A 25,680-nucleotide genomic window follows, 5' to 3' on the forward strand; every position below is an offset into this window, starting at 1 on the left:
CTGACGTCTTCGTTGGCACAGCCCGTTTTCACATCCAGCGTGACGAGATCCGGATGACCCTGATTTCCCCCTGGCGCGCCGACTTCCCCGGCCTCGGGGCCTTCGACGCCGACGGCCAGACCTACCTCGACAGCGCCGCGACCGCGCAAAAGCCGCAGGCCGTACTCGATGCCCTGCTGGCCTACTACGCTGGCGGCGCTGCCAACGTGCACCGTGCCCAGCACCTGCCAGGCGAACGCGCCACCCGCGCCTTCGAGGCGACCCGTGACAAGGCGGCCAGCTGGCTGAATGCGGCTAGCCGCGACGAGATCGTCTTCACCCGCGGCGCCACCGAATCGCTCAACCTGCTCGCCTATGGGCTGGAGTCGGTGTTCATGGCCGGCGACGAGATCGTCGTCAGCGCCGCCGAACACCACGCCAACCTGCTGCCCTGGCAGCAACTGGCCGCGCGCAAATCCCTGAAACTGGTGATCCTGCCGCTCACTCCCGCTGGCGATATCGACCCGCAGCAGGCCACCGCGCTGATCGGCCCGCGTACCCGGCTGCTCGCCCTCAGCCAGCTCTCCAACGTGCTGGGGCGCTGGCAGGACGTGCAGCCGCTGATTCGCCAGGCGCAGAAGCACGGCGCCCTGACCGTGGTGGACGGCGCCCAGGCGGTGGTGCATGGCCGCCAGGACGTGCAGGCGCTGGGCTGCGACTTCTACGTCTGCTCAAGCCACAAGCTGTATGGGCCCGATGGCGTCGGCCTGCTCTACGGCCGGCGCGACGCGCTGCAGCGCCTGAACCACTGGCAGTTCGGCGGTGAGATGGTCCAGCAGGCGGATTATCACGCCGCGACCTTCCGCCCCGCCCCGCTCGGCCTGGAAGCCGGTACGCCGGCGGTATCCGGGGTGATCGCCCTCGGCGCAGCACTGGACTACCTCGAGCACCTCGACGCCGACGCGGTCAGCCGCCACGAAGCAGCGCTGCACCGGGTGTTGCTGGAAGGCCTGCAACGCCATGAAGGTGTGCGCCTGCTTGGCGAGCCGAAAACTGCACTGGCCTGCTTCACCGTCGACGGTATCCACAGCGGCGACCTCGCCCACCTGCTCACCGAGCAGGGCATCGCCGTGCGGGTCGGTCATCACTGTGCCATGCCGCTGCTGCAGCGCCTGGGCGTGAACGGCGCGATTCGCGTATCCCTCGGCCTGTACAACGACGAGGCCGACCTGCAGCGCTTCTTCGCCGCCGTGGACAAAGCCCTGGAGTTGTTGCGATGACCCTGCCGACCGCCGCGCAGGAAGCGCTCGACGCCTTTATCGCCTGCCCCGGCTGGGAACAGCGCGCGCGCCTGCTGATGCAATGGGGCGAACGCCTGGAGCCGCTCGCCGAGCGGAATGAAGCGGATCGCGTACACGGCTGTGAAAGCCAGGTGTGGCTGAGCGGTGAAATACAGGACGGCCTCTGGCACTTTCGCGCCAGCAGCGATGCCCGGCTGATACGCGGCCTGCTGGCCGTGCTGCTGGCCCGGGTCAACGGCCTTGACGCAGGCGAGCTGGCCGCCCTGGATATCGCCGACTGGTTCGCCCAGCTCGGTTTGTCCCGCCAGCTGTCGCCGTCACGAGCCAGCGGCATGAACGCCGTGGTGCAGCAGATGCGCCGGCTGATCGAAGCGGGTTAAGCGGGCGGCGCGACGCGCTCGCTTGGGCGCCTGGCCCCAGCCACGATTTTGTCCACGATGCGCGCCGCAGCGACCATGCCGAAGGTGGCGGTGACCATCATCACCGCGCCGAAACCGCCGGCGCAGTCGAGCTTCACGCCCTCACCGACGAATGCCTTGCTCTGGCACACACCGCCGTCCGCGCCCGGGTAGCGCAGCTGCTCGGTGGAGAACACGCAGGGCACGCTGTAGGTGCGCCCCGGCGTGCGCGAGAAGCCGTAGTCGCGGCGCAGGGTCGAGCGCACCTTGGCGGCCAGGGGGTCGTTGAAGGTCTTGTTCAGATCCGCCACCTGCACCTGGGCCGGGTCGATCTGCCCGCCGGCGCCGCCGGTGGTCACCAGGGCGATCTTGCGGCGCTTGCACCAGGCGATCAGCGCCGCCTTGGCGGCCACGCTGTCGATACAGTCGACCACCGCATCCAGCTCGACCGTGATGTACTCGGCCATGGTCTCGCGGGTCACGAAATCGGCCACCTCGTGGACCACCAGAGCCGGGCTGATGGCCCGCAAGCGCTCGCCCATCACCTCGACCTTGGCGCGCCCTACCTGCCCTTGCAGGGCGTGGGCCTGGCGGTTGGTATTGCTGACGCAGACATCGTCCAGGTCGAACAGAGAGATTTCGCCCACCCCGGAACGCACCAGCGCCTCGGCCGCCCAGGAGCCGACACCGCCAATGCCGACCACAGCCACGTGGGCCGCGGCCAGTCGCTCGGCGCCTTCGCGGCCATACAACCGGGCAATACCGGCGAAACGCTGTTCATCGAACGACATGGGGGCTCCTCTTTCCGGGCGGGCATTATAAGAAGGCCGGCAGCGCTTCCCAAGCACCATCGGGCCGGTGATTGCAGTGCGGCGATACAAGCCGGCGCAGATAGCCGGGCAGGTCCCCGGAGCTGTGCTATACAGTCAATCATCGACGGAGTAGCATGCGCGCCAGCCGGCGCTCGCCGGTCTTCTCCCCGTTCCACCCTTCGGAACCCTACACAGCATGCTTTCGCGCAAGTTCGGTCTCAATCTCGTTGTTTTCCTGGCGATTGCCGCCTTGTTCACCGGTATCTGGGCGCTCTACAACCGCCCCGTCACCGCCCCCGATTGGCCGGAACAGATCTCCGGCTATTCCTTCTCGCCGTTCCGCCAGGGACAGAGCCCGCAAACCGGCGTCTACCCGAGCGATCAGGAGATGCGTGAGGATCTGGAGCTGCTGTCCAAGCAGACCGACAGCATCCGCACCTACTCGGTAGATGGCGACCTCGACAAGATTCCTGCGCTGGCCGAGGAGTTCGGCCTGCGCGTGACCCTGGGCGTGTGGATCAGCCCGGACGAGGAGCGCAACGAGCGCGAAATCACCAAGGCCATCGACATCGCCAACCACTCGCGCAGCGTGGTTCGCGTGGTGGTCGGTAACGAGGCGCTATTCCGCCGTGAAGTCACCGTCAAGCAGCTGACCGCCTACATGGACCGCGTGCGTTCGGCGGTCAAGGTGCCGGTTACCACGTCCGAGCAGTGGCACATCTGGGAGGAATACCCGGAGCTGGCCGACCACGCCGACCTGATCGCCGCCCACGTGCTGCCCTACTGGGAATTCATTCCCATGAAGGATTCCACCCAGTTCACCCTGGACCGCGCCCGCGACCTGAAGAAACTGTTCCCGAAAAAACCGCTGCTGCTCTCCGAAGTAGGCTGGCCGAGCAACGGCCGGGTGCGCGGCGGCGCCGAGGCGACCCAGGCGGATCAGGCCATCTACCTGCGTACCCTGGTCACCACACTCAACGCCCAGGGCTACAACTACTTCGTGATCGAGGCCTTCGACCAGCCGTGGAAAGCCGGCGACGAAGGTTCGGTGGGTGCCTACTGGGGCGTCTACAACCTCGACCGTCAGCCGAAATTCAACTTCGAAGGCCCGGTAGTCGCCATTCCGAAATGGCGCATGCTGGCCGTCGCCTCGGTGGTCATGGCGCTGCTGTCGCTGGCGCTGATGCTGATCGACGGCAGTGCCCTGCGCCAGCGCGGCCGCACCTTCCTGACCTTCGTGGCGTTCGCTGGCGGCTCGGCGCTGGTGTGGATCGGCTACGACTACAGCCAGCAATACAGCACCTGGTTCAGCACTCTGGTTGGTGTGCTGCTCGGCGTCGGCGCCATCGGCGTGTTCATCGTGCTGCTCACCGAAGCCCACGAGCTGGCCGAGACGGTGTGGACGCAGCGCCGCCGGCCGTTCACCCCGGTGGTCGGCGACAGCCATTACCGGCCCAAGGTGTCGATCCACGTGCCGTGCTACAACGAGCCGCCGGAGATGGTCAAACAGACCCTCGACGCCCTGGCCAACCTCGATTACCCGGACTTCGAAGTCCTGATCATCGATAACAACACCAAGGACCCGGCGGTGTGGGAGCCGGTGCGCGACTATTGCGAGGAACTCGGCCCGCGCTTCCGCTTCTTCCACGTCGCACCGCTGCATGGCTTCAAGGGCGGTGCACTGAACTACATCCTGCCGCACACCGCGCCAGACGTCGAAGTGGTGGCGGTGATCGACTCCGACTACTGCGTCGACCGCAACTGGCTCAAGCATATGGTGCCGCACTTCGCCGACCCGGCAATTGCCGTGGTGCAGTCGCCGCAGGACTATCGCGACGGTGAGGAAAGCACCTTCAAGAAGCTCTGCTACGCCGAGTACAAGGGCTTCTTCCACATCGGCATGGTGACCCGCAACGACCGCAACGCGATCATCCAGCACGGCACCATGACCATGATCCGCCGTACCGTGATGGACGAGCTGAAGTGGGCCGACTGGACCATCTGCGAGGATGCCGAACTGGGCCTGCGCGTGTTCGAGAAAGGCTATTCGGCCGCCTACGCCCACGACAGCTTCGGCAAGGGCCTGATGCCCGATACCTTCATCGACTACAAGAAGCAGCGCTTCCGCTGGGCCTACGGCGCCATCCAGATCATGAAGGGCCACGCCCGTCAGCTGCTGGCTGGCAAGGACAGCGAGCTCAAGCGCGGCCAGCGTTATCACTTCATCGCCGGCTGGCTGCCGTGGGTCGCCGATGGCCTGAACATCTTCTTCACCGCCGGTGCGCTGCTGTGGTCGGCGGCGATGATCATCGTGCCGCAACGGGTCGACCCACCGCTGCTGATCTTCGCGATTCCGCCGCTTGCGCTGTTCCTGTTCAAAGTCGGCAAGATCATCTTCCTCTACCAGCGGGCGGTGGGCGTTAACCTCAAGGATGCCTTCTGCGCGGCGGTGGCTGGCCTGGCGCTGTCGCACACCATCGCCAAGGCGGTGCTGTACGGCATGTTCACCAAGACCATCCCGTTCTTCCGCACCCCGAAGATGCGCTCCAGCCACGGCCTGATGGTCGCCCTGGCCGAGGCTCGCGAAGAAGTGTTCGTCATGCTGCTGCTGTGGGGCGCCGCCCTGGGTATCGGCATCGTCCAGGGCCTGCCAAGTTATGACGTGAAGTTCTGGGTGATCATGCTGCTGGTGCAGTCGCTCCCGTATCTGGCCGCCCTGATCATGGCGTTGCTCTCCTCGCAACCCAAACCGCTGGAAATCCCAGTGGTGCAGGACGACGCTGAGAACGAAGCGCAGAAAGTCTGATCGGCGTTAGCCTGATCTGAAAACGGCGGCCAATGGCCGCCGTTTTTTTATGGTTTGAAGTTTTCATCAAGGCCCCGGCCGTCCTTACGCCTACGAGCCCCGGGCGTTTTGCTTTAAGCTATGCGCCCTTCCCGCCCTGCACAGTTTTACCGGAGCTCCCATGACGGCCCTGTCCCCCACCCTCGAACTCGCCTGCGACCTGATCCGCCGCCCCTCGGTCACCCCGCTGGACGAGGGCTGCCAGGAGCTGATGATGCGCCGACTGGCCGCCCTGGGTTTCGCCGTCGAGCCGATGCGTATCGAGGATGTGGACAACTTCTGGGCCAGCCACGGCAATGACGAGGGCCCGGTGCTGTGCTTCGCGGGCCATACCGACGTGGTGCCCACCGGCCCGGTTCAGGCCTGGCAGCACGGCCCGTTCGACGCCCTGATCGACGAGCAGGGCATGCTCTGCGGCCGCGGTGCAGCGGACATGAAAGGCAGCCTGGCGTCGATGATCATCGCCGTCGAGCGCTTTGTTGCCGAATACCCGAATCACAAGGGCCGCATCGCCTTTCTGATCACCAGTGACGAGGAAGGCCCGGCGCACCACGGCACCAAGGCAGTGGTCGAACGCCTGGCCGCGCGCAACGAGCGGCTGGACTGGTGCATTGTCGGCGAGCCGTCGAGCACCACCCTGGTCGGTGATGTGGTGAAGAACGGTCGCCGCGGCTCCCTCGGCGCCACCCTGACCGTGCGTGGCATCCAGGGCCACGTGGCCTACCCGCACCTGGCGAAGAATCCGATCCACCTGGCCGCGCCGGCGTTGGCCGAACTGGCGGCCGAGCATTGGGACGACGGCAACGCCTTCTTCCCGCCGACCAGCTTCCAGGTCTCCAACCTCAATTCGGGTACCGGCGCCACCAACGTGATTCCCGGCGAGCTGAAGGCAGTGTTCAACTTCCGCTTCTCCACCGAGTCCACCGTTGAAGGCCTGCAGCAGCGGGTCAATGCCATCTTTGACAAGCATGGCCTGGACTACCACATCGACTGGGCGCTGTCGGGCCTGCCGTTCCTCACCGAGCCGGGCGCGCTGCTCGATGCGGTCAGCACCAGCATTCGCAGCGTGACCGGCCGTGAAACCACGCCGAGCACCAGCGGTGGCACCTCAGACGGCCGCTTCATCGCCACCCTGGGCACCCAGGTGGTCGAGCTCGGCCCGGTCAACGCGACCATCCACCAGGTCAACGAACGCGTGCTGGCCAGCGATCTCGATGTACTCACCGAGATCTACTACCAGACCCTGGTCAAGCTGCTCGCCTGATGCTCGCCTGCCCGATCTGCCAGGCGCCACTGACCGCCGTCGACAATGGCGTGGCCTGCCCGGCCAACCACCGTTTCGACCGCGCACGCCAGGGCTACCTGAACCTGCTGCCGGTGCAGCACAAGAACAGCCGCGACCCGGGCGACAATGCCGCCATGGTCGAGGCCCGTCGCCGCTTCCTGAGCGCCGGCCACTATGCGCCGCTGGCCGAGCGCCTGGCAGCCCTGGCCGCTGGCTATCAGCCACAGCGCTGGCTGGATATCGGTTGCGGCGAGGGCTACTACACCGCGCAGATCGCCGAAGCTCTGCCGGATGCCGACGGCTATGCGCTGGATATTTCCCGCGAAGCGGTCAAGCGTGCCTGCAAGCGCGCCCCGCAGTTGAACTGGTTGATCGCCAGCATGGCCCGCGTGCCCTTGGCCGATGCCAGCTGCGGGCTGTTGGCCAGCGTGTTCAGCCCGCTGGACTGGCAGGAGGCCAAGCGCCTGCTCGCGCCCGGCGGTGGCCTGCTGCGCATGGGCCCGACTCGCAAGCACCTGATGGAACTGCGCCAGAAGCTCTACGACGAAGTGCGCGACTACGATGACAGCAAGCACCTCGAACTGATCCCGCAGGGCATGCACCTGGCACACAGCGAAACCCTGAGTTTTCGCCTGCCGCTCGAGACCGAGCAAGCTCGCGCCGACCTGCTGGCGATGACGCCCCACGGCTGGCGCGCCAGTGCCGAGCGCCGCGCAGCGGTGATCGCCGAACGCTTCGAAGTGACCGTCGCCATCCGCTACGATTGGATCGAGCGAGACGCGTCCTAACGCCCCGACCAGATGAGAACCCACATGCGCCAACCGGATATCGAAATCTACCTGAAGGACGCCGACCACCAGGCCGTGGCCGCCTGGCTGACCCAGGCACTGGGCCCCTGCTCGGACTGGCAGCAGAAGGGCCAGACGTTCCAATGCCGCGCCGGCGACATTCCGGTGACCTGGCTGCCCAAGGCCGTAGGCAAATGGCACAGCCTGTACCTGGAAAGCGATGCCACTCCATGGGAAGACGACCTCGCCTGCGCCCAGGCGGCATATGCGGCTCTGGACGTGGAAGTACGTTGTGCTCCCGGCAGCTGGGACGAGAACGAGAGCGACGAGCAGGCCGACCAATGGCTGCGCATCAGCGCCGATGGCGTGCAGGAAATCACCTGGCGTACCGGCTGATCAGCGACTCCAGCTCAGCACTCATCGCCGCGGTGCCGCCTGGCCGGCACCGGGCGCTTGCACTCTCCCAGCGACTCTCTCCCCTCCTTTAAGTCCCGTACTTTCTCGCCAATGACCCACGACATGGACCTTCCTGATCAATCAGGGACGCGCTTGAGGACATCTGCTGAACAAGGGTAGCGGCCCCACAAAACGACTACATAAATCTCAAAAACGTCGTTTTTCCTACCTGTAAATGATTTTGAACGGTGCGACATCGCGCCGCACCCAAACAAACGTTTAGCGATCATCTTTACAGACATTTATTCACGATAACTGCACATAAACCGATTTTAACCGCTAAAAGCCCAGTTTTTATCGAGATAGTTCAGCATGAAAAATAACAATATCTCCGATAACTTGTAGTCATGAAAAATAATTACTCCATGAATATTGCTTACCGCCTTGCTCTGTTTGCAGAATGCCGCGGTACGACTTTAGTCGACACCGTACCTCTGCCGCCCTCTGGGTGAATCTGCAACGATCGCAGGAGATGCAAGCGTGCACATTGGTGTTCCCCTCGAATCCCAGGCAGGCGAAACGCGGGTGGCCGCGACGCCGGAAACCATCAAGAAACTGATCGGCCTAGGCCATCAGGTCACCGTTCAGAGCGGTGCCGGCATTGCCGCCAGCATTACCGATGCGGCCTATACCGCCGCCGGTGCCAGCATCGGTGATGCCGCCGCGGCATTCGGCGCCGAGCTGATTCTCAAGGTGGTCGCCCCCAGCGACGCCGAGTTGGCCTTGATGAAAAGCGGCGCCGTGTTGGTCGGCATGCTCAACCCGTTCAGCAACGAGACCATCGCCCGGCTCAACGCTGCCGGCGTCACCGCCTTCGCCCTGGAAGCGGCCCCGCGTACGTCTCGCGCTCAGAGCCTGGACGTACTCAGCTCCCAGGCCAACATCGCCGGCTACAAGGCGGTAATGCTAGCGGCCAACCATTACCCGCGCTTCATGCCCATGCTGATGACCGCCGCGGGCACGGCGAAAGCCGCTCGCGTGCTGATCCTCGGTGCAGGCGTTGCGGGCCTGCAGGCCATCGCCACGGCCAAACGCCTGGGCGCGGTGATCGAGGCTTCCGACGTGCGCCCAGCCGTGAAGGAGCAGATCGAGTCCCTCGGCGCCAAGTTCGTTGACGTGCCGTTCGAAACCGACGAGGAGCGCGAGTGCGCCGAGGGCGTCGGCGGTTACGCCCGGCCGATGCCGACCTCGTGGATGGAGCGCCAGGCCAGGGCAGTGCACGAACGCACCAAGCAGGCCGACATCGTCATCACCACCGCACTGATTCCCGGCCGCAAGGCGCCAACACTGCTGCACGAAGCCACGGTCGCCGAGATGAAGCCCGGCTCCGTGGTCATCGACCTGGCCGCCATCCAGGGCGGCAACTGCCCGCTGACCGAACTGGACAAGGTGGTGGTCAAGCACGGCGTGACCCTGGTCGGCCACGGCAACCTGCCCGCTCTGGTCGCCGCCGACGCTTCGGCCCTGTACGCGCGCAACCTGCTCGATTTCCTCAAGCTGGTGACCAAGGACGGCGTCTTCCACCTCGACCTGGAAGACGACATCGTCGCGGCCTGCCTGATGTGCACGGGCGGCGAGATCAAGCGCCTCAACAAATGATGCCTTCCTCTCCTTATGGAGAGGCCAACGACTACAAGAAAGGATCACAGCGATGGATCTGATTTCCGACGGAATCTACAACCTGATCATCTTCGTGCTGGCCATCTACGTCGGCTACCACGTGGTCTGGAACGTCACCCCTGCACTGCATACGCCGCTGATGGCGGTCACCAATGCCATTTCGGCGATCGTCATCGTCGGCGCCACGCTCGCTGCCGCGCTCACCGTCACCCCGCTGGGCAAGACCATGGGCACCCTGGCCGTGGCACTGGCGGCGGTCAACGTGTTCGGTGGCTTCCTGGTTACCCGACGCATGCTGGAAATGTTCAAGAAGAAGGCCGCCAAAGCGGCGGTGGAGAAGTAAGCGATGAGCATGAACCTGATCACCCTGCTCTACCTCGTCGCCTCGGTGTGCTTCATCCAGGCGCTCAAGGGCCTGTCGCACCCGACCACCTCGCGGCGCGGCAACGCCTTCGGCATGATCGGCATGACCATCGCCGTGCTCACCACCCTTGGCCTCATCCATAAGCTCGGCAGCGAGCTGGCCGTTCAGGGCATCGGCTACGTGATCGTCGGCCTGCTGGTCGGCGGCACCGCCGGTTCGATCATGGCCAAGCGCGTCGAAATGACCAAGATGCCCGAGCTGGTCGCCTTCATGCACAGCATGATCGGCCTGGCGGCGGTGTTCATCGCCATCGCGGCCGTCGTCGAGCCGCAATCCCTGGGTATCGTTGCCGCGATCAGCGATCCGATTCCCAACGGCAATCGCCTGGAGCTGTTCCTCGGTGCGGCCATCGGCGCCATCACCTTCTCCGGCTCGGTGATCGCCTTCGGCAAGCTGTCCGGCAAGTACAAGTTCCGCCTGTTCCAGGGGGCGCCGGTACAGTTCGCCGGCCAGCACCTGATCAACCTGCTGATCGGCCTGGCCATCGCCGGCCTCGGGCTGTACTTCACCTTCACCGGCAATCTCACGGCCTTCGCCGTATTGGTAGCCCTGGCCTTCGTGATCGGTGTGCTGATCATCATCCCCATCGGCGGCGCGGACATGCCCGTGGTGGTGTCGATGCTCAACAGCTACTCGGGCTGGGCGGCGGCCGGTATCGGTTTCTCGCTGAACAATTCGATGCTGATCATCGCCGGCTCCCTGGTCGGCTCCAGCGGCGCGATTCTCTCGTACATCATGTGCAAGGCGATGAACCGCTCGTTCTTCAACGTCATTCTCGGCGGTTTCGGCGGCGCGGCCGATGCCGGCCCGGCGGCAGGCGGCGGCGAGCAACGCCCGGTCAAATCCGGCTCCGCCGACGATGCCGCGTTCCTGCTCGGCAATGCCGACAGCGTGATCATCGTGCCCGGCTACGGCCTGGCCGTGGCCCGCGCTCAGCATGCACTGAAGGAATTGACCGAGAAGCTGGCGCACAAGGGCGTGACCGTGAAGTACGCGATCCACCCAGTGGCGGGCCGCATGCCCGGCCACATGAACGTGCTGCTGGCCGAGGCCGAAGTACCTTACGACCAGGTGTTCGAGATGGAAGACATCAACGCCGAATTCGGTCAGGCCGATGTGGTGCTGGTGCTCGGTGCCAACGATGTGGTCAACCCGGCGGCTAAGAACGATCCAAAGTCACCGATTGCCGGCATGCCGATCCTGGAAGCCTTCAAGGCCAAGACCATCATCGTCAACAAGCGCTCGATGGCCAGCGGCTATGCCGGCCTGGACAACGAACTGTTCTATTTGGACAAGACCATGATGGTATTTGGCGACGCCAAGAAGGTCATCGAGGATATGCTCAAGGCCGTAGAATGACCTGCAAAGGGGCGCAGTAGAGCGGACGCGCCCCTTTCAGGTGCAATTCGAGGTCAAGAGAAAAAGCACAGCAGTGCTGATGGATAGCGAAAAACCCTGCTCGGAAAAATAAATAGCTAAGCAACTACAGCGAACAATCGTAACTGTACCGCAACGAATCCTCTAAAAATAAGACTATTTTCAGGGTAAAAAACTGACAAACAGCTCAAGTCACGGCAAATTCACAAACACCGGTACAGTTACAATTTAAATAATGAGAACAGTTACAAAGCAACCTATCTAGTACTTAGCTAATTTACTTCAGCTGTGGCTACTGCTAACTCCGCGCGAGGACGAAAATAGGCACCAGAACTTAACCAATCCCGCCAAAAGCGGAAGGATGCACGCCATGGAACGTACCCTCAGTTCCGATCTGCTTGTCGACAACTCGTCCAAATCTGCCACCAGCCTGCCGCTGAACATCCTGGCCACCCTGCTCCTGTGGCAGCGCCGGATCGTCAGCCGCCGCCAGCTGGCACGCCTCGACACTCGCCTGCTGGCCGACGCCGGTATCAGCGAAAGCGAGCGTTACGCCGAGCTGAGCAAGCCGTTCTGGCGTTAATCGCACGCGCTGAGCTTCTCCCGCAAAACCCCACCGGCATGCAGCGCCTGTGGGGTTTTGTCGTTTCAGGGGCACAGTCATCGGACTGCCACCAGCGCTACACAAACTGTGCAGGTCTTTCTCAACGGCGCGCTGCAGAGCGGTTAGAATGCGGCTTTCCGTGAGCCGTAGAGACCAAGCCCATGCCCACCGTCCGCACCCTCGCCTTCGTCAGTCTGTTCGGCCTCGCTACCGGCGCCAGTGCCAGCAGCTTCGTGGTCACCACTGACACCCTGGTCGACGCACTTGCCGCCACCATCGACACCACCTCCAACGCGACCTCTTCGGTGGTCGACAACAAGGTCGTGCTGGCCGCCAGGGACGACGCTGCCAGCTTCGTCGCCAGCGCCGGCGCCGTGCGTGGCGCTCACCTGGAAAACGCTCTGCAGCACATCCGCGAGCGCATGCCGAGCCTGCAGGCCGACGATGCGCAACTGGCGCAGGCTATCCTCGCTCACTAACCATTCGTCATTGCCGGAACTGCGGCAGGCGTTCCTCGTCCAAGCAGCCAATCAAACCCCATTCGGAGACCGTTCATGAAGCGTCCGTTGTTAGCCGCCACCGCCTCGCTGGCCCTGTTCGCTGGCGCCGTACAGGCCCAGACCCTGGTGGCCACCAGCAACATCATCGTCCGCGCGCTGGATCGCACCATCAACTTCACCTCGGACACCACTACCTCGATCCGCGACATGAAAGTGGTGATCGAAGCCCGTGACGACGCGGCCAGCTTCGTCGCCAGCCAGGGTGACATCCGTGGTGCCCAGCTCGAAGCCGCCTTCGGCGCGCTGCGCAGTCAAGTCCCCGAGGCCCAGAACGCCTCCGACCAGGTGCTCGCAGAAGCCATTCTCGCGCTGTGATGACCGCCCGTGGCTGGCTCCTGCTGCTGACCCTGCTGGTCAGCACGGCCAGCCACGCCCAGCTGCAATTCGCCCTCGAAGGCTCCGGCCTCACGCCCGAGCAACGCCACGCCAGCCAGACATTACTCGACGAAGCTCACGCCGCCCTGCCGCCGCACCTGCGCGAAGCGCTGGATCGTGACGTAGCCGTGCACTGGGTCGATATGCCAGCGGACAATTACGGCCGAGCCGGGCGCCTCAGCGGCGTCGAGCTCAATGCCAAGCTGCTGCCGAGTCTCACCGACGGCAGCGCCGCAAGCACGCCAAACGGGCGCCCGCACGGCACCGTGCGCCAGGAACTGCTGGCTACTGTGCTGCATGAAATCACTCACCTTTATGATCGCGGCACCTACTGGAGCGCCGAGCAGCGCACCCTACTGCGCCGCTGCCAGCGCCAGAACGCCGACCTGGGCCCAGTCGGCCTGCGCCCCGAGTGCCGCGGCCAAACTGAACGGCGCTTCACCCTCAGCGACGATCCGCGCCTGCTCGACCTGGCCGGCTGGCCGCAACGCGTCGGCAAACGCGGTGAGCGTGACATTCATAACGGCCAGGTCGCCCGCAGCCCGGACAACTACGAGCTGAGCAACCCGCGCGAGTTCGTCGCGGTGAACATAGAGTACTTTCTCCTCGACCCCGAATACGCCTGCCGCCGCCCGTCCCTGGCGCGCTTTTTCAGCGAGCACTTCGGCTGGGCGCCAGCCAGGCAAACGCCCTGCGGCAATGGTTACGCCTACCTGAACGCCGGGCGCGATTTCGACAAGCAGGCGCTGGCCAACCTCGACCCCGAGCGCGTTTACGAAGTGGATTACCTGCTCGCCGAGGCCAACCAGAACATGGCCAGCCGCTGGGGCCACAGCATGCTGCGGCTGGTGATCTGCGCGCCGGGCCGCCCCCGTGGGCCGGATTGCCGGCTGGACCTGGACCAGCACCTGGTGCTGTCCTACCGCGCGTTCGTCAACGACGTGCAGCTGTCGAGCTGGGACGGCCTGACTGGAGCCTACCCGTCGCGGCTGTTCGTGCTGCCCCTGGCCCAGGTGATCGAGGAATACACCAAGGTCGAGCTACGCAGCCTCGCCTCGGTCCCCCTGAAGCTGTCGCGCGAGCGCCTGGAGCAGCTGGTCGCCCGTGCCGTCGAGCAGCACTGGAGCTACGACGGCGACTACTTCTTCGTTTCCAACAACTGCGCGGTGGAAACTCTCAAGCTGCTGCGCAGCGGCACCGCCGACCCGCGCCTGCAGACGCTGGACAGCATCACCCCCATCGGCCTGCTGGAAGTACTCGAGGCCCGCGACCTGGCCGACGGCAGCGTGCTGAACGATTCCCGCGAAGCACTGCGCCTGGGGTATCGTTTCGACTCGTTCCGCGACCGCTATCAGGCCATGTTCAAGGTGCTGCAACAGCGCCTGCCGATTCGCCAACAGCGCGTAGAGGACTGGCTCGAACAGCCATCCGAGCAGCGCCGCCAATGGTTCGAGCAGGCCGACCTGCGCGCCAGCGCCGCCATGCTGCTGCTCGAACAGGCAGCGATGCGTCGCCAGTTGCTGCTCTCCCAGGACGAACTCAAGCAGCGTTACCTGACCGGCCGCGCCGCCAAGGACCCCAGCCTGAACAAGGCCGGTGACGCGCTGGAGCAGATCCTCGCCAACACCGGCTTTCTGAGCCGCCCGGCCGAATTGCTCGAAGGCGGTTACGGCCTGCCGCAGCAGGAAGAATGGCAACGCCTGGAAAGCGAAACCCGCACGCGCCAGCAGCAGCTGAGCCTGCTCAGCGCCGACCTCGACGGCGAGGTGCGCAGCCTGCTCGAACCCCAGCGCCTGGCCGAGCTGGAAGCCAACGAGGCCAACCTGAAACAGCTCGGCGACCATCTGCGCAAACTGCACAAGGAAAGCGGCGGGCTGCAGCTCTGAATGGCGCAGCCCGGGTAGTCCTGATCAAAGCGCCGTATCGGGAAACCTGACCACCGCGCTGAAGCCTTGCGGGCTGGCATTGCTGAAGCCGATGGAGCCGCCCAGGTGACGGGCGATCATGCCGACGATGGCTAGCCCCAGCCCCGCACCCTGGGGATTGCCGGCGCTATGGAAGCGCTCGCCAAGGCGTGGCAGGCGAGCTTCCTCGACGCCCGGCCCTTGGTCGACGACCTGCAGGTGCACGTCTTCGCCTTCGCGGCTCACGCGCACGCTGACTTCGCTGCCCGGTGACGAGAAGGTCAGCGCGTTGCTGACCAGGTTCTGCAGCAGGATGACGATCAATCCGCGGTCGCCCTGAATCACAGCTTTTTCCTCGGCCTCCAGGGCCAGGTCGATCCGCCGGTTGATCGCCAGCGGCGCCAGGTCGGCCAGTTCCTCGCGCACCACGGCGGTCAGGTCCAGCGGTTGTAGATTCTGCGACGGCGCTTCCAGGCGCGCCATGGTCAGCAGCTGGCTGGCAATACGAGTGGCGCGCTGCACGCCGTGCTTGAGGAATGCCAATGCCTCCTCGCGCTCCTGCACGCTTTCGGCCAGCGCCGCGTTACGCACGTGAATCTCGAGAATCGCCAGCGGTGTGCGCAGCTCATGGGCGGCATCGGCGATGAAGCGGCGTTCGCGTTCAAGCAGCGCACGCAGCTGGCTCAATACATCATCCAGAGCCAGGCGCATCGGCTCCAGCTCCGGCGGCAGAGGTCCTGTCGGCAGCGGCTCGAGGCTATGCTCAGGGCGCTCGCGCAACTGCTGGGCCAAACGCTGCAGCGGGCGCAGGCCCCAACCGAGCAACAGCCAGATGAAGGCAGCCAGCAGCGGTAAGCAGATCAGCGTCGGCATCAGAGTGTGCTGAAGAATCTGATGGATCAGGTCCTGGCGCAGATCCTCACGCTCGCCAACCCAGATACGCAGGCCAGCGGCGCTGTCATCGAGCAGCACGCCGCACCATTCCTGATCGTTGAAGAAGAATTCGTGAATGCCCGGCGGCGGCAGTTTCGTCAGGTGCGGCGCCTGCTCGGAACGCACCAGCAAGTTGCCGTCGCGGTCCCACACCTGAAACGCCAGGTTGATTTCATAGGGATGAGAGAACACGCCCTCGGTCGAACGATTCAGGGCGCCATCCAGCGCCTGACGGACGAACTGCCAATCCACCGGACGGCCGTCCGGCTGCTGCAGCATGCCCTGCAGCACGCGCGCGGCCTGTACCAATTGGGCATCATAGACCGCCTCGGTCTGCCGGTGGCTGTCGCGCAGGGCGAGCAGCACCAGAGCCAGGCTGCCGGCCAGCACCAGGGCGATGGTTGGCGCCAGAATCCGCGTGCGGATGGAAATCATGGTTTCTGCTCCAACAGGTAACCGACTCCGCGTACCGTGCGGATCAGCTCGCTGCACAGCTTACGGCGCAGATTATGGATAAGCACTTCCAGGGTGTTACCCGGGCCGCTTTCCTGCCAGCCGTAGAGTGTATTGGCCAGGCGCTCGCGGGTGACCACCACACCGGGACGAATCAGCAACTGGTGCAGCAACTGATATTCCATGGGCGTCATCGCCACACTGTGGCCCAGGTAGCGCACCTCTTGAGTGGACGGATCCAGGGTCACGCCAGCGAATTCCAGCACCGGCTGCACGCGGCCCTGGCTGCGCCGCAGCAGGGCGCGGATGCGTGCCTTGAGCTCTTCGGGGTCGAAGGGCTTGACCAGGTAATCGTCGGCGCCGGCGTCCAGACCCTGAATGCGGTCATCCATGGCGTCGCGGGCAGTGAGCACCAGCACCGGCACGGCGTTCTCGCTACGCGTGCGCAGCTGGCGCAACAGGGTCATGCCATCGAGCCGCGGCAGGCCGAGATCGAGCAGCACCAGATCGAACTGCTCGCTGCGCAGCGCGTGGGCAGCTTCGAGACCATCCTCCAGCCAGTCCAGCGTATAGCCTTCGCCACGCAGGGCCACGCGGATCCCGCGCGCCAAGGCACGATCATCTTCAACCAGCAGGACTCGCACGGCACGTACCTCGTCAGCCATAAACGGCGCCATGATGCGCTTCGCGCGGCGTATTGGGCAGGGGGAGATGTTACCGAGCTTTGCCCATTAAGACTTTCCTAAGCTTCGCGCCGCAAGGTGCTCCTGACTACCCCAAGAAGGAGATTCACCATGCGTTACGTCGCACTCTTCGCCCTGCTGCTGGGCAGCCCGCTGGCCATGGCCAGTACAGAATGTACCACCGCCGATCGCTCGACCTGGCAGAACCCGGAACAGTTTCAGGAGAAACTGAAAGAGCAGGGCTACCAGATCAGCAAGTTCAAGATCACCGAGGGTAACTGCTACGAGATCTACGGTTTCGACAAGGACAAGCGCAAGGTCGAGATCTACCACGATCCGGTTAGCGGCAAGGCTATCAAGACCGAGATCGAAGACTGATGAACGCGGCGACGATTCGACTCTGGGATCCCCTGATCCGTCTGTTCCATATATCGGTGGCCGGGGTCTTCGTCGCCAACTATTTCTTTACCGAGGAAGGTGACGACTGGCACACCTGGCTCGGCTACTACGCCTGCGCCTGGCTCGCCGTACGTCTGATCTGGGGCTTCGTCGGCCCGCGCAGTGCACGCTGGACGGACTTCTGGCCGACCCGCGCGCGGCTGCGCGAACACCTGAGCCTGGTGCTCAAGGGCGAACCCCACCGCCGCCTCGGCCACTCGCCGATCGGCGCCCTGGTGATGCTGCTGATGATGACGGCCATCGCCACCCTCGGCATCAGCGGCTTTCTGATGAAGGAGGTCGATGCCCTGTGGGGCGCCGACTGGCCGCTCACCCTGCACGCCTGGGCCGCCAACAGCCTGGCGACGCTGGTGGCCATTCATGTGGCCGCGGCAGTAATCGAAAGCCTGCACCTGCGCGAGAATCTGCCGCTGTCGATGATCACCGGTAAACGCCGCGCTCCGTCCGAACATCGCTGAGACTCGACCCATGCTGACCCTGCTTGCGCCTCGCCGTGCCAGCGCCCCGCGCGCCTGGCTGTCGCTGCTTGCCCTGGCCACCCTGAGCTGCGCCCTGCTGCTTGCCGATGATTTTCTGCAGCAGCTGTTCACCCCGAACAACCACGCCGAGCTGGAAGCGGGCTACGTGGTCGTGCTGTGGCTGTTCAGCCTGGGATTGTGGCTGTGCAACCTGCGCCCGCTGAGCATGATCATCCTGACGCTGTTCGCGGTAATGCAACTGATGCAGCTGGCCAACATCAGCTTCTTTGGCGAACCGCTGACCGCCATCGATATCCAGTCGTTGGTCAATGAACCTGGCGAGGTGCACGAGACCGCTGCGCACAGCCTGGCCGCGCACTGGCCGGTGTTGCTCTGCGTGGGCATTCCTTATGGCCTGCTGCTGGCTCTGCACTGGCGCTTGCCCGGCCGTGTGAACCTGCCACAGAGCCGCTGGGCGTTGCTGCTGATCGCCGTGGTGCTGCTCTCCAAACCCTATCGCGCCACCTACCGCAACCTCGACTCGTTCGCTGCCAGCCCCAGCCGCAGCGCGCTGCACAACAACCTCAACGTATTCTCCGCCTGGGCCGTGCACCTGGCGTTCAAGCCGGAAGTCGAGCTGCCGCCTGCGCCCTTCGCGCCCTATACACTGAGCCCCAACATCAGCGAAGCCAAACACGTCTGGCTGGTGGTCGCCGACTCGTTGCGCAGTGACCGTCTTGGCGTGTTTGGCTATGGCCGCGACACCACGCCTAAACTGGCCGCCTACCTGCGTGAGCATCCCAGCGCCTTCGTGCGCCCAGGCATCGCTGCCGGCGTGGCCACCGACGTCAGTCTGCCCTACCTGATCAACCCGATTCGCGAGCCCGGCAAGGACGCACTGCTGCGCACCGGCGACATCAACCTGTTCCGCTTCGCCAAACAGGCGGGCTTTCGCACCCACTGGATTTCCTCCCAGGAATCCAAGCTGCTGGCCAACCTGGGCAGCCGTTACCTGGACGTATCGATCACTCGCGAAGACCACCCGGTGCGCTTCCTCAAACAACAGGATCGCGCCCTGCTCGACGTGCTCGACGCGCAGCGCTGGGCCGAGCGTAACTTCGTGGTGCTCAACCTGCGCACCGCGCACCTGCCCTACGCGCAGAATTACCGCCATGAAAAGACCCCGGCGCCCTGGGCTGACCAGGGGCCCGATGGCCAGAGCAACGCCTACGACAACTCGGTGCATTACCTGGACGGCCTGTTGGCCGAGGTGATCGCCGACTTCGACCGCCTGGAGGGCGAGCGCTACCTGATCATCACTGGTGACCATGGCCAGCGCCTCGGTGAGGGCGGTCACTGGGGCCATAACGACCTGGTGCCGCAAGTCAGCGACGTGCCGGTTATCGTCATCGGCCGCGAGGCCAAGGCCGAGACCATGGCGAGCCTGTCGGCCGAACGCTGGATCAGCCATTACGAAGCCGGAAAATGGCTGGCCGCGCGCCTCGGCACGCGCATCCACAACCCCAACTTGCGCCCCAACGAGTACTTCGTGCACGGCAAATTGCTGTTCACCGACAACTTCGTGCAGCGCGTCTGCGAAACGCCCAACGGTCTGGTGCACCAGCCGCCGCAGTTGCTGAGCCTGCTGCTGCGCGAAACCGAGGCCCGATGCTAAGAGCCTGTTCAGCGTCTCGCGAGCTAGAGCAATGCAAGGCCTAAGCGGCCTCGCAAAAACAGGCAAGGACCGGTCGGAGTCGCGCTCGACTTCACGAGCTGTAAATGAGCAGTACTCGCTTCGCTCGCTCTGCGGGCCGCGCTAAAGCGCCTTAGCCGCGAACGGCTTGCCGAGCCTGTTTTTAACGCAGCAGTGCCGACGCGCAGCAGACCTTGAACAGGTTCTAAGGCCTTAGCCTTTGGCTGCGCGCAGGGTGATGCGGGTGATTTCCGAGGGTTTGCCCAGGCGGATGGGAAAGCCGTTCCACAGGCCGGTGCCGTTGCTGACGTAAAGGCGCATGCTGCCCACTGCGTACTCACCCGACACATAGCCCTGGTTGAACGCCTGGGTAACCCAGTGCATGCCCAGCACCTGGCCGCCATGGGTATGCCCGGACAGCTGCAAGTCGACGCCAGCCAGGGCGTTGTCCGCTGCGGCCAGGGGCCGGTGGCTGAGCAGAATCACCGCGGCGTCTTTCGGCACCCCGGCCAAGGCGGCGTCGATATCCGGCAGCGGCTGGCCGAAACGCGCGGCGGCCGGATCGGTAACGCCGGCCAGCACCAGGCTGACGCTACGGTCCTCGATGGTCACATGGCTGTTGAGCAGCATCGGCAGGCCCATCTGCGCGAAGTGATCCAGCCACTGCTGGTACTCGGCGTAGTACTCATGGTTACCGGGAATCGCATACACACCCAGGCGCGCGTGCAACTCGCGCAGCGGCTCGACATCGCGGGTTCGCGCCGCCACGGTGCCGTCAACCAGGTCACCGGTAATCACCAGCAGATCCGGCTCCAGCGCATTGGTCTTGGCGACCACCGCTTCCAGCCATGGCCGCTGCAGCAGGCGGCTGGCGTGCAGGTCGGTGAGCTGCACCAGCTGCAGCCCGTCCAGTTCAGCGGGTAGCTGGGCCAGGGTGATTTCCACCTCACGCACATCCGGCACCCGCACTGCCTGCCAGACGCCCAGCGCCGAGAGTGCGATGGCTGCAACCCCAACCGTGGCGCGTAGCCGAGGCTTGGTCAACGCTTTACGAAAGCGCGGCAGCAGCGCGGCGATATCCAGAACCAGCAACGCCATGGCACTGATGATCAGCGCCCCGAAGGCGCAGCCCAGCATCATCAGAAGTGGGCCGGGAATCTCCGGCGAAGCCATGCTGCCGAAGAAGTGGCGGGTCACCAGATGGTGCTCGGCCGCCGCCAGAATCAACACGCCTAGCAACACCTTGAGCACCTGTGGCCAACGCTGCAGCCACACCATTCGCCAGAATACATACAGGGCCAGAACGCCCGTGATCAGATGGAACACCGTTATCTCGCCTGTCAGGATGGATCGCAAGCCCCCACTGTGACAGCGCATCGGCCCGGCGGTGCACTGCACTTTCGTGACATTTTCCCCAGGCAAAAAAAAACCGCCTCATCAGGGAGGCGGTAACCAAAGGATGATGAACCGGAGAGACCACCGGCTTCGCTCGAAGCCCATGGCGTTGTGTTCATCGAGATACAGGGTATCGGTAAAGCCGCGCAGCACCGCATCATTTGCGTCGATAGTGATAATCGAAGGCTGCCGGCTAGCGCGATGCGTCCAGCAGATCACGGACGCACTGCAGATCGTCCAAGGTATCGACATCGGTGAGGATGCCCGGATCATCGAGCGGTAACAGCAGAGCGCGGCCCTGCTCGCGATAGCACTGCACCACCGAGGCAGCGCCCGCCTCGCCGCGCAGGACGGCCAGTGCCTCGAAGCATTCCCGGGTAAAACCGACAGGGTGGCCGCGGTTGCCCTCGAAGGTCGGCACCACCACTGGTTGGTCGGCCAAGGCCCTGGCCACGCGATGCAGGCTCATTTCGCCGATCAGCGGCAGATCGCCGGGCAGGATCAGCCAGCCCGATGCGCTTGCCGCGGCCCGCACACCGGCGGCAATCGAGTCGGCCATACCGTCGCCGTCAGCACTTCGCACCACATGATGCTTCAGGCCCGAGCGCTTGACCGTCGCCAGCACGTGGTCGAGCACCGGCTTGCCATGCAGGTCGGCCTGCAGCTTGCTGCCCTCGCCGCCGGAAGCACGAAAGCGCCTGCCGAGCCCGGCGGCGAGCACGATAACCACAGGGCCGTCGCTCATGCCTAGAGCGCACCCCGGTCGATGCCGTTGGCGACCCGCAGCACGTCGGCCAGGGTCGCCAGAGCGATTTCGGCCGGGGCTTTACTGCCCAGTTGCAGGCCGATGGGCGCGTGGATGCGCGCCATGTCTTCGGGTTGCAAACCGCCGAGGCGCGCCAGCCGATCCAGGCGTTTGGCGCTGGTGCGCTGAGAACCCATGGCGCCGATGTAGAAGGCTTCGGTGCGGACCGCTTCGATCAGGGTCGGGTCGTCCAGGCGCGGGTCATGGGTCAGGGCCAGAATCGCGGTGGCGCTGTGGGCGCCCTGCTCGGCAATAAAGCGCGCGGGCAGGATTTCGAGCGCCTGCACGCCCGCCACCTTCACTTCGGCGATGGCTTCAGCACGCGGGTCGCAGACGATCACCTCGTAGCCAAGCGCCACGGCAAAGCCGGCGCAGAACTCGGCCACTGGCGACCAGCCGGCCAACACCACACGCAGTACGGCGCCAACACGAATCGATACCTGCTCGGCACTGCGTTGGATCTTCGCCTCGCTCATGCTGCCGGGCCGGCAGCGGCTGGCGCCATCGCCAAGCGGCACGTCGCGTACCAGCAGCTCGCCGCCGCCAAGTGCCTGTTCGACCTGGCCGAGCATGCGCTGCACGGCTTCGCCTGGTTGCAGGTACTCGATCAGCACATCCAGCACGCCACCGCAGGGCAGCGCACGGTTGGGCGTCAGGCCGCCTTCGCCATAACGGACGATCTGGTTGCAGGTGTCGAAACCAGCGTTCTGCACACGCTCGAGAAAGTCTTCTTCAACGCAGCCGCCGGACAGCGACCCGCAGGACTCGCCGGACGGCAGCGCCACCAACATCGCCCCGGGCGCACGTGGTGCCGAACCGAAAGTGGACAGCACCGTGCACAGCCACACGGCATGGCCTTGCTCAAGCCAGTTGCGAGCCTGCTGAACCACCTGCAGGTCTAGTTGCTTCATCGACACCACCTCAACACCATCGCGCTACGCCAACGCATCAAAATCGACACGCTGGCAGGCATGCAAGTTGGTGGCCAGGCCGGCGCTTCGGTTCAGTGTTTTTGGGGCGAATGCATCGGCAGCCGAACGGTTTACACGAAGCGCTGGCGCGCGGCACCGCGGGGCAGGCGATTGCGCCCCGGCAGTTGCTCGAGCTTATGCTGCCAGGCGGTCTTGACGCTCAGGGCCGGCTTTTCGGCTGGCTTGGCAGGGGCCAGGGCTGAAGTCGGAGCTGGAGTTTCGGCCGGGGCTTTGGCGGCACGGGCGGCGGCGCGCAGCTCGGCCAGGGTCGGCGTGCGATTGGTCGCGACCGGAGCAGCCGCCTTGTCCAGCGACCGCAGGCAAAGTTTGCAGGAAACCTGCGCCTGATCCTCGGTGGTGCTCAGGCTGGCGCCGCTGCGACCACAGGCGATGGTGTTCGAGGAAGGCGAGAAGTGAATAGCCAAGGGGGACATCTCCGGCAGTAAAACGGGGCGGCGATTTTACATATCCGCCGCGTTTTCCGCGCCATCATCTGCCACGCTGAACAATGCGGGCGATCAGCCCCGTGGAGCACCGGGCTGTTGCGCCTTGCCGGGTGTCATCGAGGCGCACATGGCGAGCAGTTGGCTGACGCTCCAGGGCTTGGGAATCACCGCAACGTTGAGACCGTCGAAATCCGTGGAGGCACCGAGAAAACCCGAGGAGATGATGATCGGCAGATCCGGGAAACGGTCACGAATCAGGTGGGCGAGAAAGATGCCGTCGATGTCGCCGGGCATGCTGAAATCGGTGAGCACCATGTCCACCTGACCATCGCAGCTGGACAGGTATTCCCAGGCGTCGTCAGCACAAGGGAAGGCTTTGACCTCGTGGCCTTCGTCTTCGAAGATTTCCACAAGCATCTCTCTGATCGAGCGTTCGTCTTCGGCTATGACTATCAGTGGCATTGCGCGGATCCGGCAGTAAGGGTCAGGCTCTGACCTGCCCGATCGGGCAAGATTTCATTAATTTTTAGTGGCGCCGACTGGCGGCCTGCAAGCGCCGAATCGTCGCCCGCCATTGCGACGGGCGACAGCTCGCCAGGGCGATCAGGCCAGGCGGAAGCGGCTCACCAGCTTCTGCTGGTGATCGGCCAGGCGCGCCAGCTCCTGGCTGGTCACGGCGGTCTGCTCGGCACCGGAACTGACCTGGATGGCCACGTCGTTGATGTCTACCACGTTGCGGTTGATGTCTTCGGCCACCGCGCTCTGCTCCTCGGCCGCCGCGGCGATCTGCATGTTGCGGTCGCTGATACTGGAGACGCCCGAGGCGATATCGGCCAGCAGGTCGCCAGCGCGCTCGATGTTGCTGGCACCAGCGCGGGCCTTGCCGAGGGTTTCCTGCATGGACTGCGTGGCCAGGTCGGAGCCGCGCTGCAGATTGGCGATCATCTCCTGGATGTTGCCGGTGGACTCCTGGGTTTTCTGCGCCAGGGTGCGCACCTCGGAGGCCACCACTGCGAAGCCTCGACCGTGATCGCCGGCGCGCGCCGCTTCGATGGCCGCGTTGAGGGCCAGCAGGTTGGTCTGGTCGGCGATGCCGCGAATCACGTCGAGCACCGAGGAGATCGAATCGCTCTCGTGCTTGAGGTCACCGATGATGCGCGCAGTGTCATCGGCCTGGGTCGACAGCTCACGAATCACCTCAACGGTGCGCTCGATTTCCTGGCGGCCCTGGGTGGTGCTGAGGTTGACCTGGCGTGACATCTCCGCGGCGTCGTTGGTGCTCTGCGCCACCTCGCGAACCGTGGCGCTCATCTCGTTGATCGCGGTGACCACCAGCTCGGTGCCCTGGCGCTGGCGCTCCAGGCTGTCGCTGGTTTGCAGGGTGACCGCCGAGCACTCCTCGGCGGCGGTGGCCACCTGCGCGGTGGCCGAACCGATTTCCTGGACGATCTGCGTCAACTCCTCGGCCATGGTGTTGAGGTTGCGGGTGATCTCGCCGAACTCGTCGTTGCCGACGTAACCCGAACGGGCCGTCAGGTTACGCTGCGACAGCGCCAACAGCGCACGGTTGGCCTCGCCCACCGCCAGGTTGATATTGCGGATGATCAGGTAGGAAAGCGCAGCCACCACGGCGATGGCCACAAGCACGCTGATGACCGTCATCCACAACATGGCAGAGGCCTTGCTGCGTTCTTGAGCGGCCAACTCGTACACACTGCCCCCCAGCTCATTCTCCACTTCACCCATCAGGTCGATGCGATTGGTAGAGGTCTGGAACCAGTCGGTGGCCTTGACGCCCAGCGGCTGGCCGAGCGGCGTTTCGAAGGCCAATTTTTGCAGGCGCGCCACTTCCAGGCCGCTGGGTTGCTGCATCTTCTCGTCGAGTTTGCTTACGAACTCAGGCGAGGCGTTGCGGCGGAAGCCTTCCGAATAGGCGGTGAATTCGCCCAGGTTGCGGCTGAAGATCGACAGCAGGTCAGCATCGAAGCGGTCTTGGTTGAACACTACACCGAGCATGGCGCGTTCGCGGCCGGCGCGCTCCTTCATCTCGATGAACTGGTTGAGCGAGGACAGCGCCCGCGACAATATCGGATCCTTGACCGAACGCTCGACGGCGTGGGTGTAGCCGATCAGCTTGCGAATGATGTCGGTGAAGCGCGCGCCGGATTCACGGTTGTTGATCGCCAGCTTGTCGATCTGTCCACGCATGGCATCCAGGCCGCTCAACGCAGCCAACGCCTCACTCAGCCCGGCATCGATATTGCCCAGCGCGCGTGCGTCGGCCAGGGCGGTGTCGGTCTGGCCGCGCATGCGCAGCAGGACGTCTTGCATGTTCTTGCCCTGGCTGCCCAGGAATACGCCACTGGCGCCGCGCTCACGCTGCAATACGGTGATCAGCTGGCTTACCTTTTGCGCGACGACGCTGGCCTCCTGCGTCTGCTCCATCTCCTGCAAGGTCTGGTAGCTGCTGTTGAGCTGCAGAGCGGCCAGCCAGAGAAAGCCCAGCAACGGGCAGGCGAGAATCAGCAGGAGCTTGAGGCTCAAGGGGATGTTTCTGAGCACGACGTTTCACCTATTCAATTTACTTCGGCAGTTCTGATTACGAAGCGAAGGGTTGCCTGTTGTCGCACCGTCTGCGCGGCGCGTTGAACAGGGG

The 25,680-nt window shown here is 64.4% G+C and carries 25 protein-coding genes; 16 read left to right on the plus strand and 9 right to left on the minus strand.

The genetic code is table 11. The features are described from left to right. Positions 1–53 precede the first annotated feature (53 nt). Positions 54–1,259 (plus strand): aminotransferase class V-fold PLP-dependent enzyme, encoded by a 1,206-nt coding sequence (locus BM279_RS11800; RefSeq protein ID WP_093503939.1) that lies wholly within the window; start codon positions 54–56, stop codon positions 1,257–1,259. After that, a complete protein-coding gene (locus tag BM279_RS11805) occupies positions 1,256–1,660 on the plus strand; it encodes a SufE family protein (RefSeq protein WP_093503941.1) in 405 nt (134 codons plus the stop codon). The genes BM279_RS11800 and BM279_RS11805 overlap by 4 nt, the downstream gene beginning before the upstream one ends. Here BM279_RS11805 and tcdA read toward each other — a convergent pair. Then, entirely contained in the window at positions 1,657–2,469 is an 813-nt protein-coding gene (gene tcdA, locus BM279_RS11810; RefSeq protein ID WP_093503943.1) for a tRNA cyclic N6-threonylcarbamoyladenosine(37) synthase TcdA, read from the minus strand. The two genes, BM279_RS11805 and tcdA, sit on opposite strands and share 4 nt — an antisense overlap. A 217-nt stretch (positions 2,470–2,686) precedes the next feature. Here tcdA and BM279_RS11815 point away from each other — a divergent pair, with 217 nt between their 5' ends. The 11 genes from BM279_RS11815 to BM279_RS11865 all read left to right on the plus strand — a co-directional run bounded on the left by BM279_RS11815 (position 2,687) and on the right by BM279_RS11865 (position 14,710). After that, positions 2,687–5,296, plus strand: coding sequence for a glycosyltransferase (locus BM279_RS11815; protein ID WP_093503946.1), 2,610 nt, complete (start codon positions 2,687–2,689; stop codon positions 5,294–5,296). Positions 5,297–5,456: 160 nt separating this feature from the next. Continuing rightward, on the plus strand, positions 5,457–6,599 hold the full coding sequence (gene dapE / locus BM279_RS11820; protein WP_093503948.1) for a succinyl-diaminopimelate desuccinylase: 1,143 nt from the start codon (positions 5,457–5,459) through the stop codon (positions 6,597–6,599). Then, positions 6,599–7,408 carry a putative RNA methyltransferase gene (locus BM279_RS11825; protein WP_093503950.1) on the plus strand — a complete coding sequence of 270 codons (810 nt, stop codon included), beginning with the start codon at positions 6,599–6,601 and terminating at the stop codon, positions 7,406–7,408. The genes dapE and BM279_RS11825 overlap by 1 nt, the downstream gene beginning before the upstream one ends. Before the next feature lie 24 nt (positions 7,409–7,432). Then, a complete protein-coding gene (locus BM279_RS11830; RefSeq protein WP_093503952.1) occupies positions 7,433–7,804 on the plus strand; it encodes a hypothetical protein in 372 nt (123 codons plus the stop codon). A gap of 540 nt (positions 7,805–8,344) precedes the next feature. Further along, complete coding sequence (locus BM279_RS11835) at positions 8,345–9,463, plus strand: Re/Si-specific NAD(P)(+) transhydrogenase subunit alpha (protein ID WP_093503954.1); 1,119 nt, start codon at positions 8,345–8,347, stop codon at positions 9,461–9,463. A gap of 52 nt (positions 9,464–9,515) precedes the next feature. After that, positions 9,516–9,827 carry an NAD(P) transhydrogenase subunit alpha part 2 gene (locus BM279_RS11840; protein ID WP_093503955.1) on the plus strand — a complete coding sequence of 104 codons (312 nt, stop codon included), beginning with the start codon at positions 9,516–9,518 and terminating at the stop codon, positions 9,825–9,827. Between the two features lie 3 nt (positions 9,828–9,830). Continuing rightward, on the plus strand, positions 9,831–11,267 hold the full coding sequence (locus tag BM279_RS11845) for an NAD(P)(+) transhydrogenase (Re/Si-specific) subunit beta (protein ID WP_093503957.1): 1,437 nt from the start codon (positions 9,831–9,833) through the stop codon (positions 11,265–11,267). A gap of 388 nt (positions 11,268–11,655) precedes the next feature. Then, complete coding sequence (locus BM279_RS11850; protein WP_093503958.1) at positions 11,656–11,868, plus strand: DUF1127 domain-containing protein; 213 nt, start codon at positions 11,656–11,658, stop codon at positions 11,866–11,868. A 182-nt stretch (positions 11,869–12,050) separates the two neighbouring features. Beyond that, positions 12,051–12,368, plus strand: a complete 318-nt coding sequence (locus BM279_RS11855; protein WP_093503959.1) for a DUF2388 domain-containing protein — start codon at positions 12,051–12,053, stop codon at positions 12,366–12,368. A 75-nt stretch (positions 12,369–12,443) separates the two neighbouring features. Then, positions 12,444–12,764, plus strand: a complete 321-nt coding sequence (locus BM279_RS11860) for a DUF2388 domain-containing protein (RefSeq protein ID WP_093503961.1) — start codon at positions 12,444–12,446, stop codon at positions 12,762–12,764. Further along, complete coding sequence (locus tag BM279_RS11865; RefSeq protein WP_425272680.1) at positions 12,761–14,710, plus strand: DUF7844 domain-containing protein; 1,950 nt, start codon at positions 12,761–12,763, stop codon at positions 14,708–14,710. Before BM279_RS11860 ends, BM279_RS11865 begins: the two co-directional genes overlap by 4 nt. A 24-nt stretch (positions 14,711–14,734) precedes the next feature. Here BM279_RS11865 and BM279_RS11870 read toward each other — a convergent pair whose 3' ends face one another. Both BM279_RS11870 and BM279_RS11875 read right to left on the minus strand, forming a co-directional pair. Then, a complete protein-coding gene (locus tag BM279_RS11870) occupies positions 14,735–16,096 on the minus strand; it encodes a sensor histidine kinase (protein ID WP_093503966.1) in 1,362 nt (453 codons plus the stop codon). Continuing rightward, positions 16,093–16,758: a response regulator gene (locus BM279_RS11875; RefSeq protein ID WP_093504281.1), complete on the minus strand. Its 666-nt coding sequence runs from the start codon at positions 16,756–16,758 to the stop codon at positions 16,093–16,095. The genes BM279_RS11870 and BM279_RS11875 overlap by 4 nt, the downstream gene beginning before the upstream one ends. Positions 16,759–16,908: 150 nt before the next feature. On the opposite strand from BM279_RS11875, the gene BM279_RS11880 reads away from it, so the two are divergent. The 3 genes from BM279_RS11880 to BM279_RS11890 are packed head-to-tail and all read left to right on the plus strand — an operon-like array spanning position 16,909 to position 19,389. Then, positions 16,909–17,175, plus strand: a complete 267-nt coding sequence (locus BM279_RS11880) for a PepSY domain-containing protein (protein ID WP_093503968.1) — start codon at positions 16,909–16,911, stop codon at positions 17,173–17,175. Continuing rightward, entirely contained in the window at positions 17,175–17,714 is a 540-nt protein-coding gene (locus BM279_RS11885) for a cytochrome b/b6 domain-containing protein (RefSeq protein ID WP_093503970.1), read from the plus strand. Before BM279_RS11880 ends, BM279_RS11885 begins: the two co-directional genes overlap by 1 nt. A gap of 10 nt (positions 17,715–17,724) precedes the next feature. Further along, positions 17,725–19,389, plus strand: a complete 1,665-nt coding sequence (locus tag BM279_RS11890) for a phosphoethanolamine transferase (RefSeq protein ID WP_093503972.1) — start codon at positions 17,725–17,727, stop codon at positions 19,387–19,389. A 231-nt stretch (positions 19,390–19,620) separates the two neighbouring features. Here the strand turns inward: BM279_RS11890 and BM279_RS11895 are convergent, their stop codons facing one another. The 6 genes from BM279_RS11895 to BM279_RS11920 all read right to left on the minus strand — a co-directional run bounded on the left by BM279_RS11895 (position 19,621) and on the right by BM279_RS11920 (position 25,586). Next, positions 19,621–20,733 carry a metallophosphoesterase gene (locus BM279_RS11895; protein ID WP_093503974.1) on the minus strand — a complete coding sequence of 371 codons (1,113 nt, stop codon included), beginning with the start codon at positions 20,731–20,733 and terminating at the stop codon, positions 19,621–19,623. A gap of 262 nt (positions 20,734–20,995) precedes the next feature. Further along, positions 20,996–21,547, minus strand: coding sequence for a nucleotidyltransferase family protein (locus BM279_RS11900; protein WP_093503976.1), 552 nt, complete (start codon positions 21,545–21,547; stop codon positions 20,996–20,998). 2 nt (positions 21,548–21,549) lie between these two features. Beyond that, positions 21,550–22,518, minus strand: coding sequence for an XdhC family protein (locus BM279_RS11905; RefSeq protein WP_093503978.1), 969 nt, complete (start codon positions 22,516–22,518; stop codon positions 21,550–21,552). A 131-nt stretch (positions 22,519–22,649) separates the two neighbouring features. Beyond that, positions 22,650–23,003, minus strand: coding sequence for a hypothetical protein (locus BM279_RS11910; protein ID WP_093503980.1), 354 nt, complete (start codon positions 23,001–23,003; stop codon positions 22,650–22,652). A 93-nt stretch (positions 23,004–23,096) separates the two neighbouring features. Continuing rightward, positions 23,097–23,486, minus strand: coding sequence for a response regulator (locus BM279_RS11915; protein WP_093503982.1), 390 nt, complete (start codon positions 23,484–23,486; stop codon positions 23,097–23,099). A gap of 141 nt (positions 23,487–23,627) precedes the next feature. After that, on the minus strand, positions 23,628–25,586 hold the full coding sequence (locus tag BM279_RS11920; RefSeq protein ID WP_093503983.1) for a methyl-accepting chemotaxis protein: 1,959 nt from the start codon (positions 25,584–25,586) through the stop codon (positions 23,628–23,630). Between the last annotated feature and the right edge of the window lie 94 nt (positions 25,587–25,680).

It is taken from the genome of Phytopseudomonas straminea (assembly GCF_900112645.1).
Lineage (GTDB): Bacteria > Pseudomonadota > Gammaproteobacteria > Pseudomonadales > Pseudomonadaceae > Aquipseudomonas > Aquipseudomonas straminea.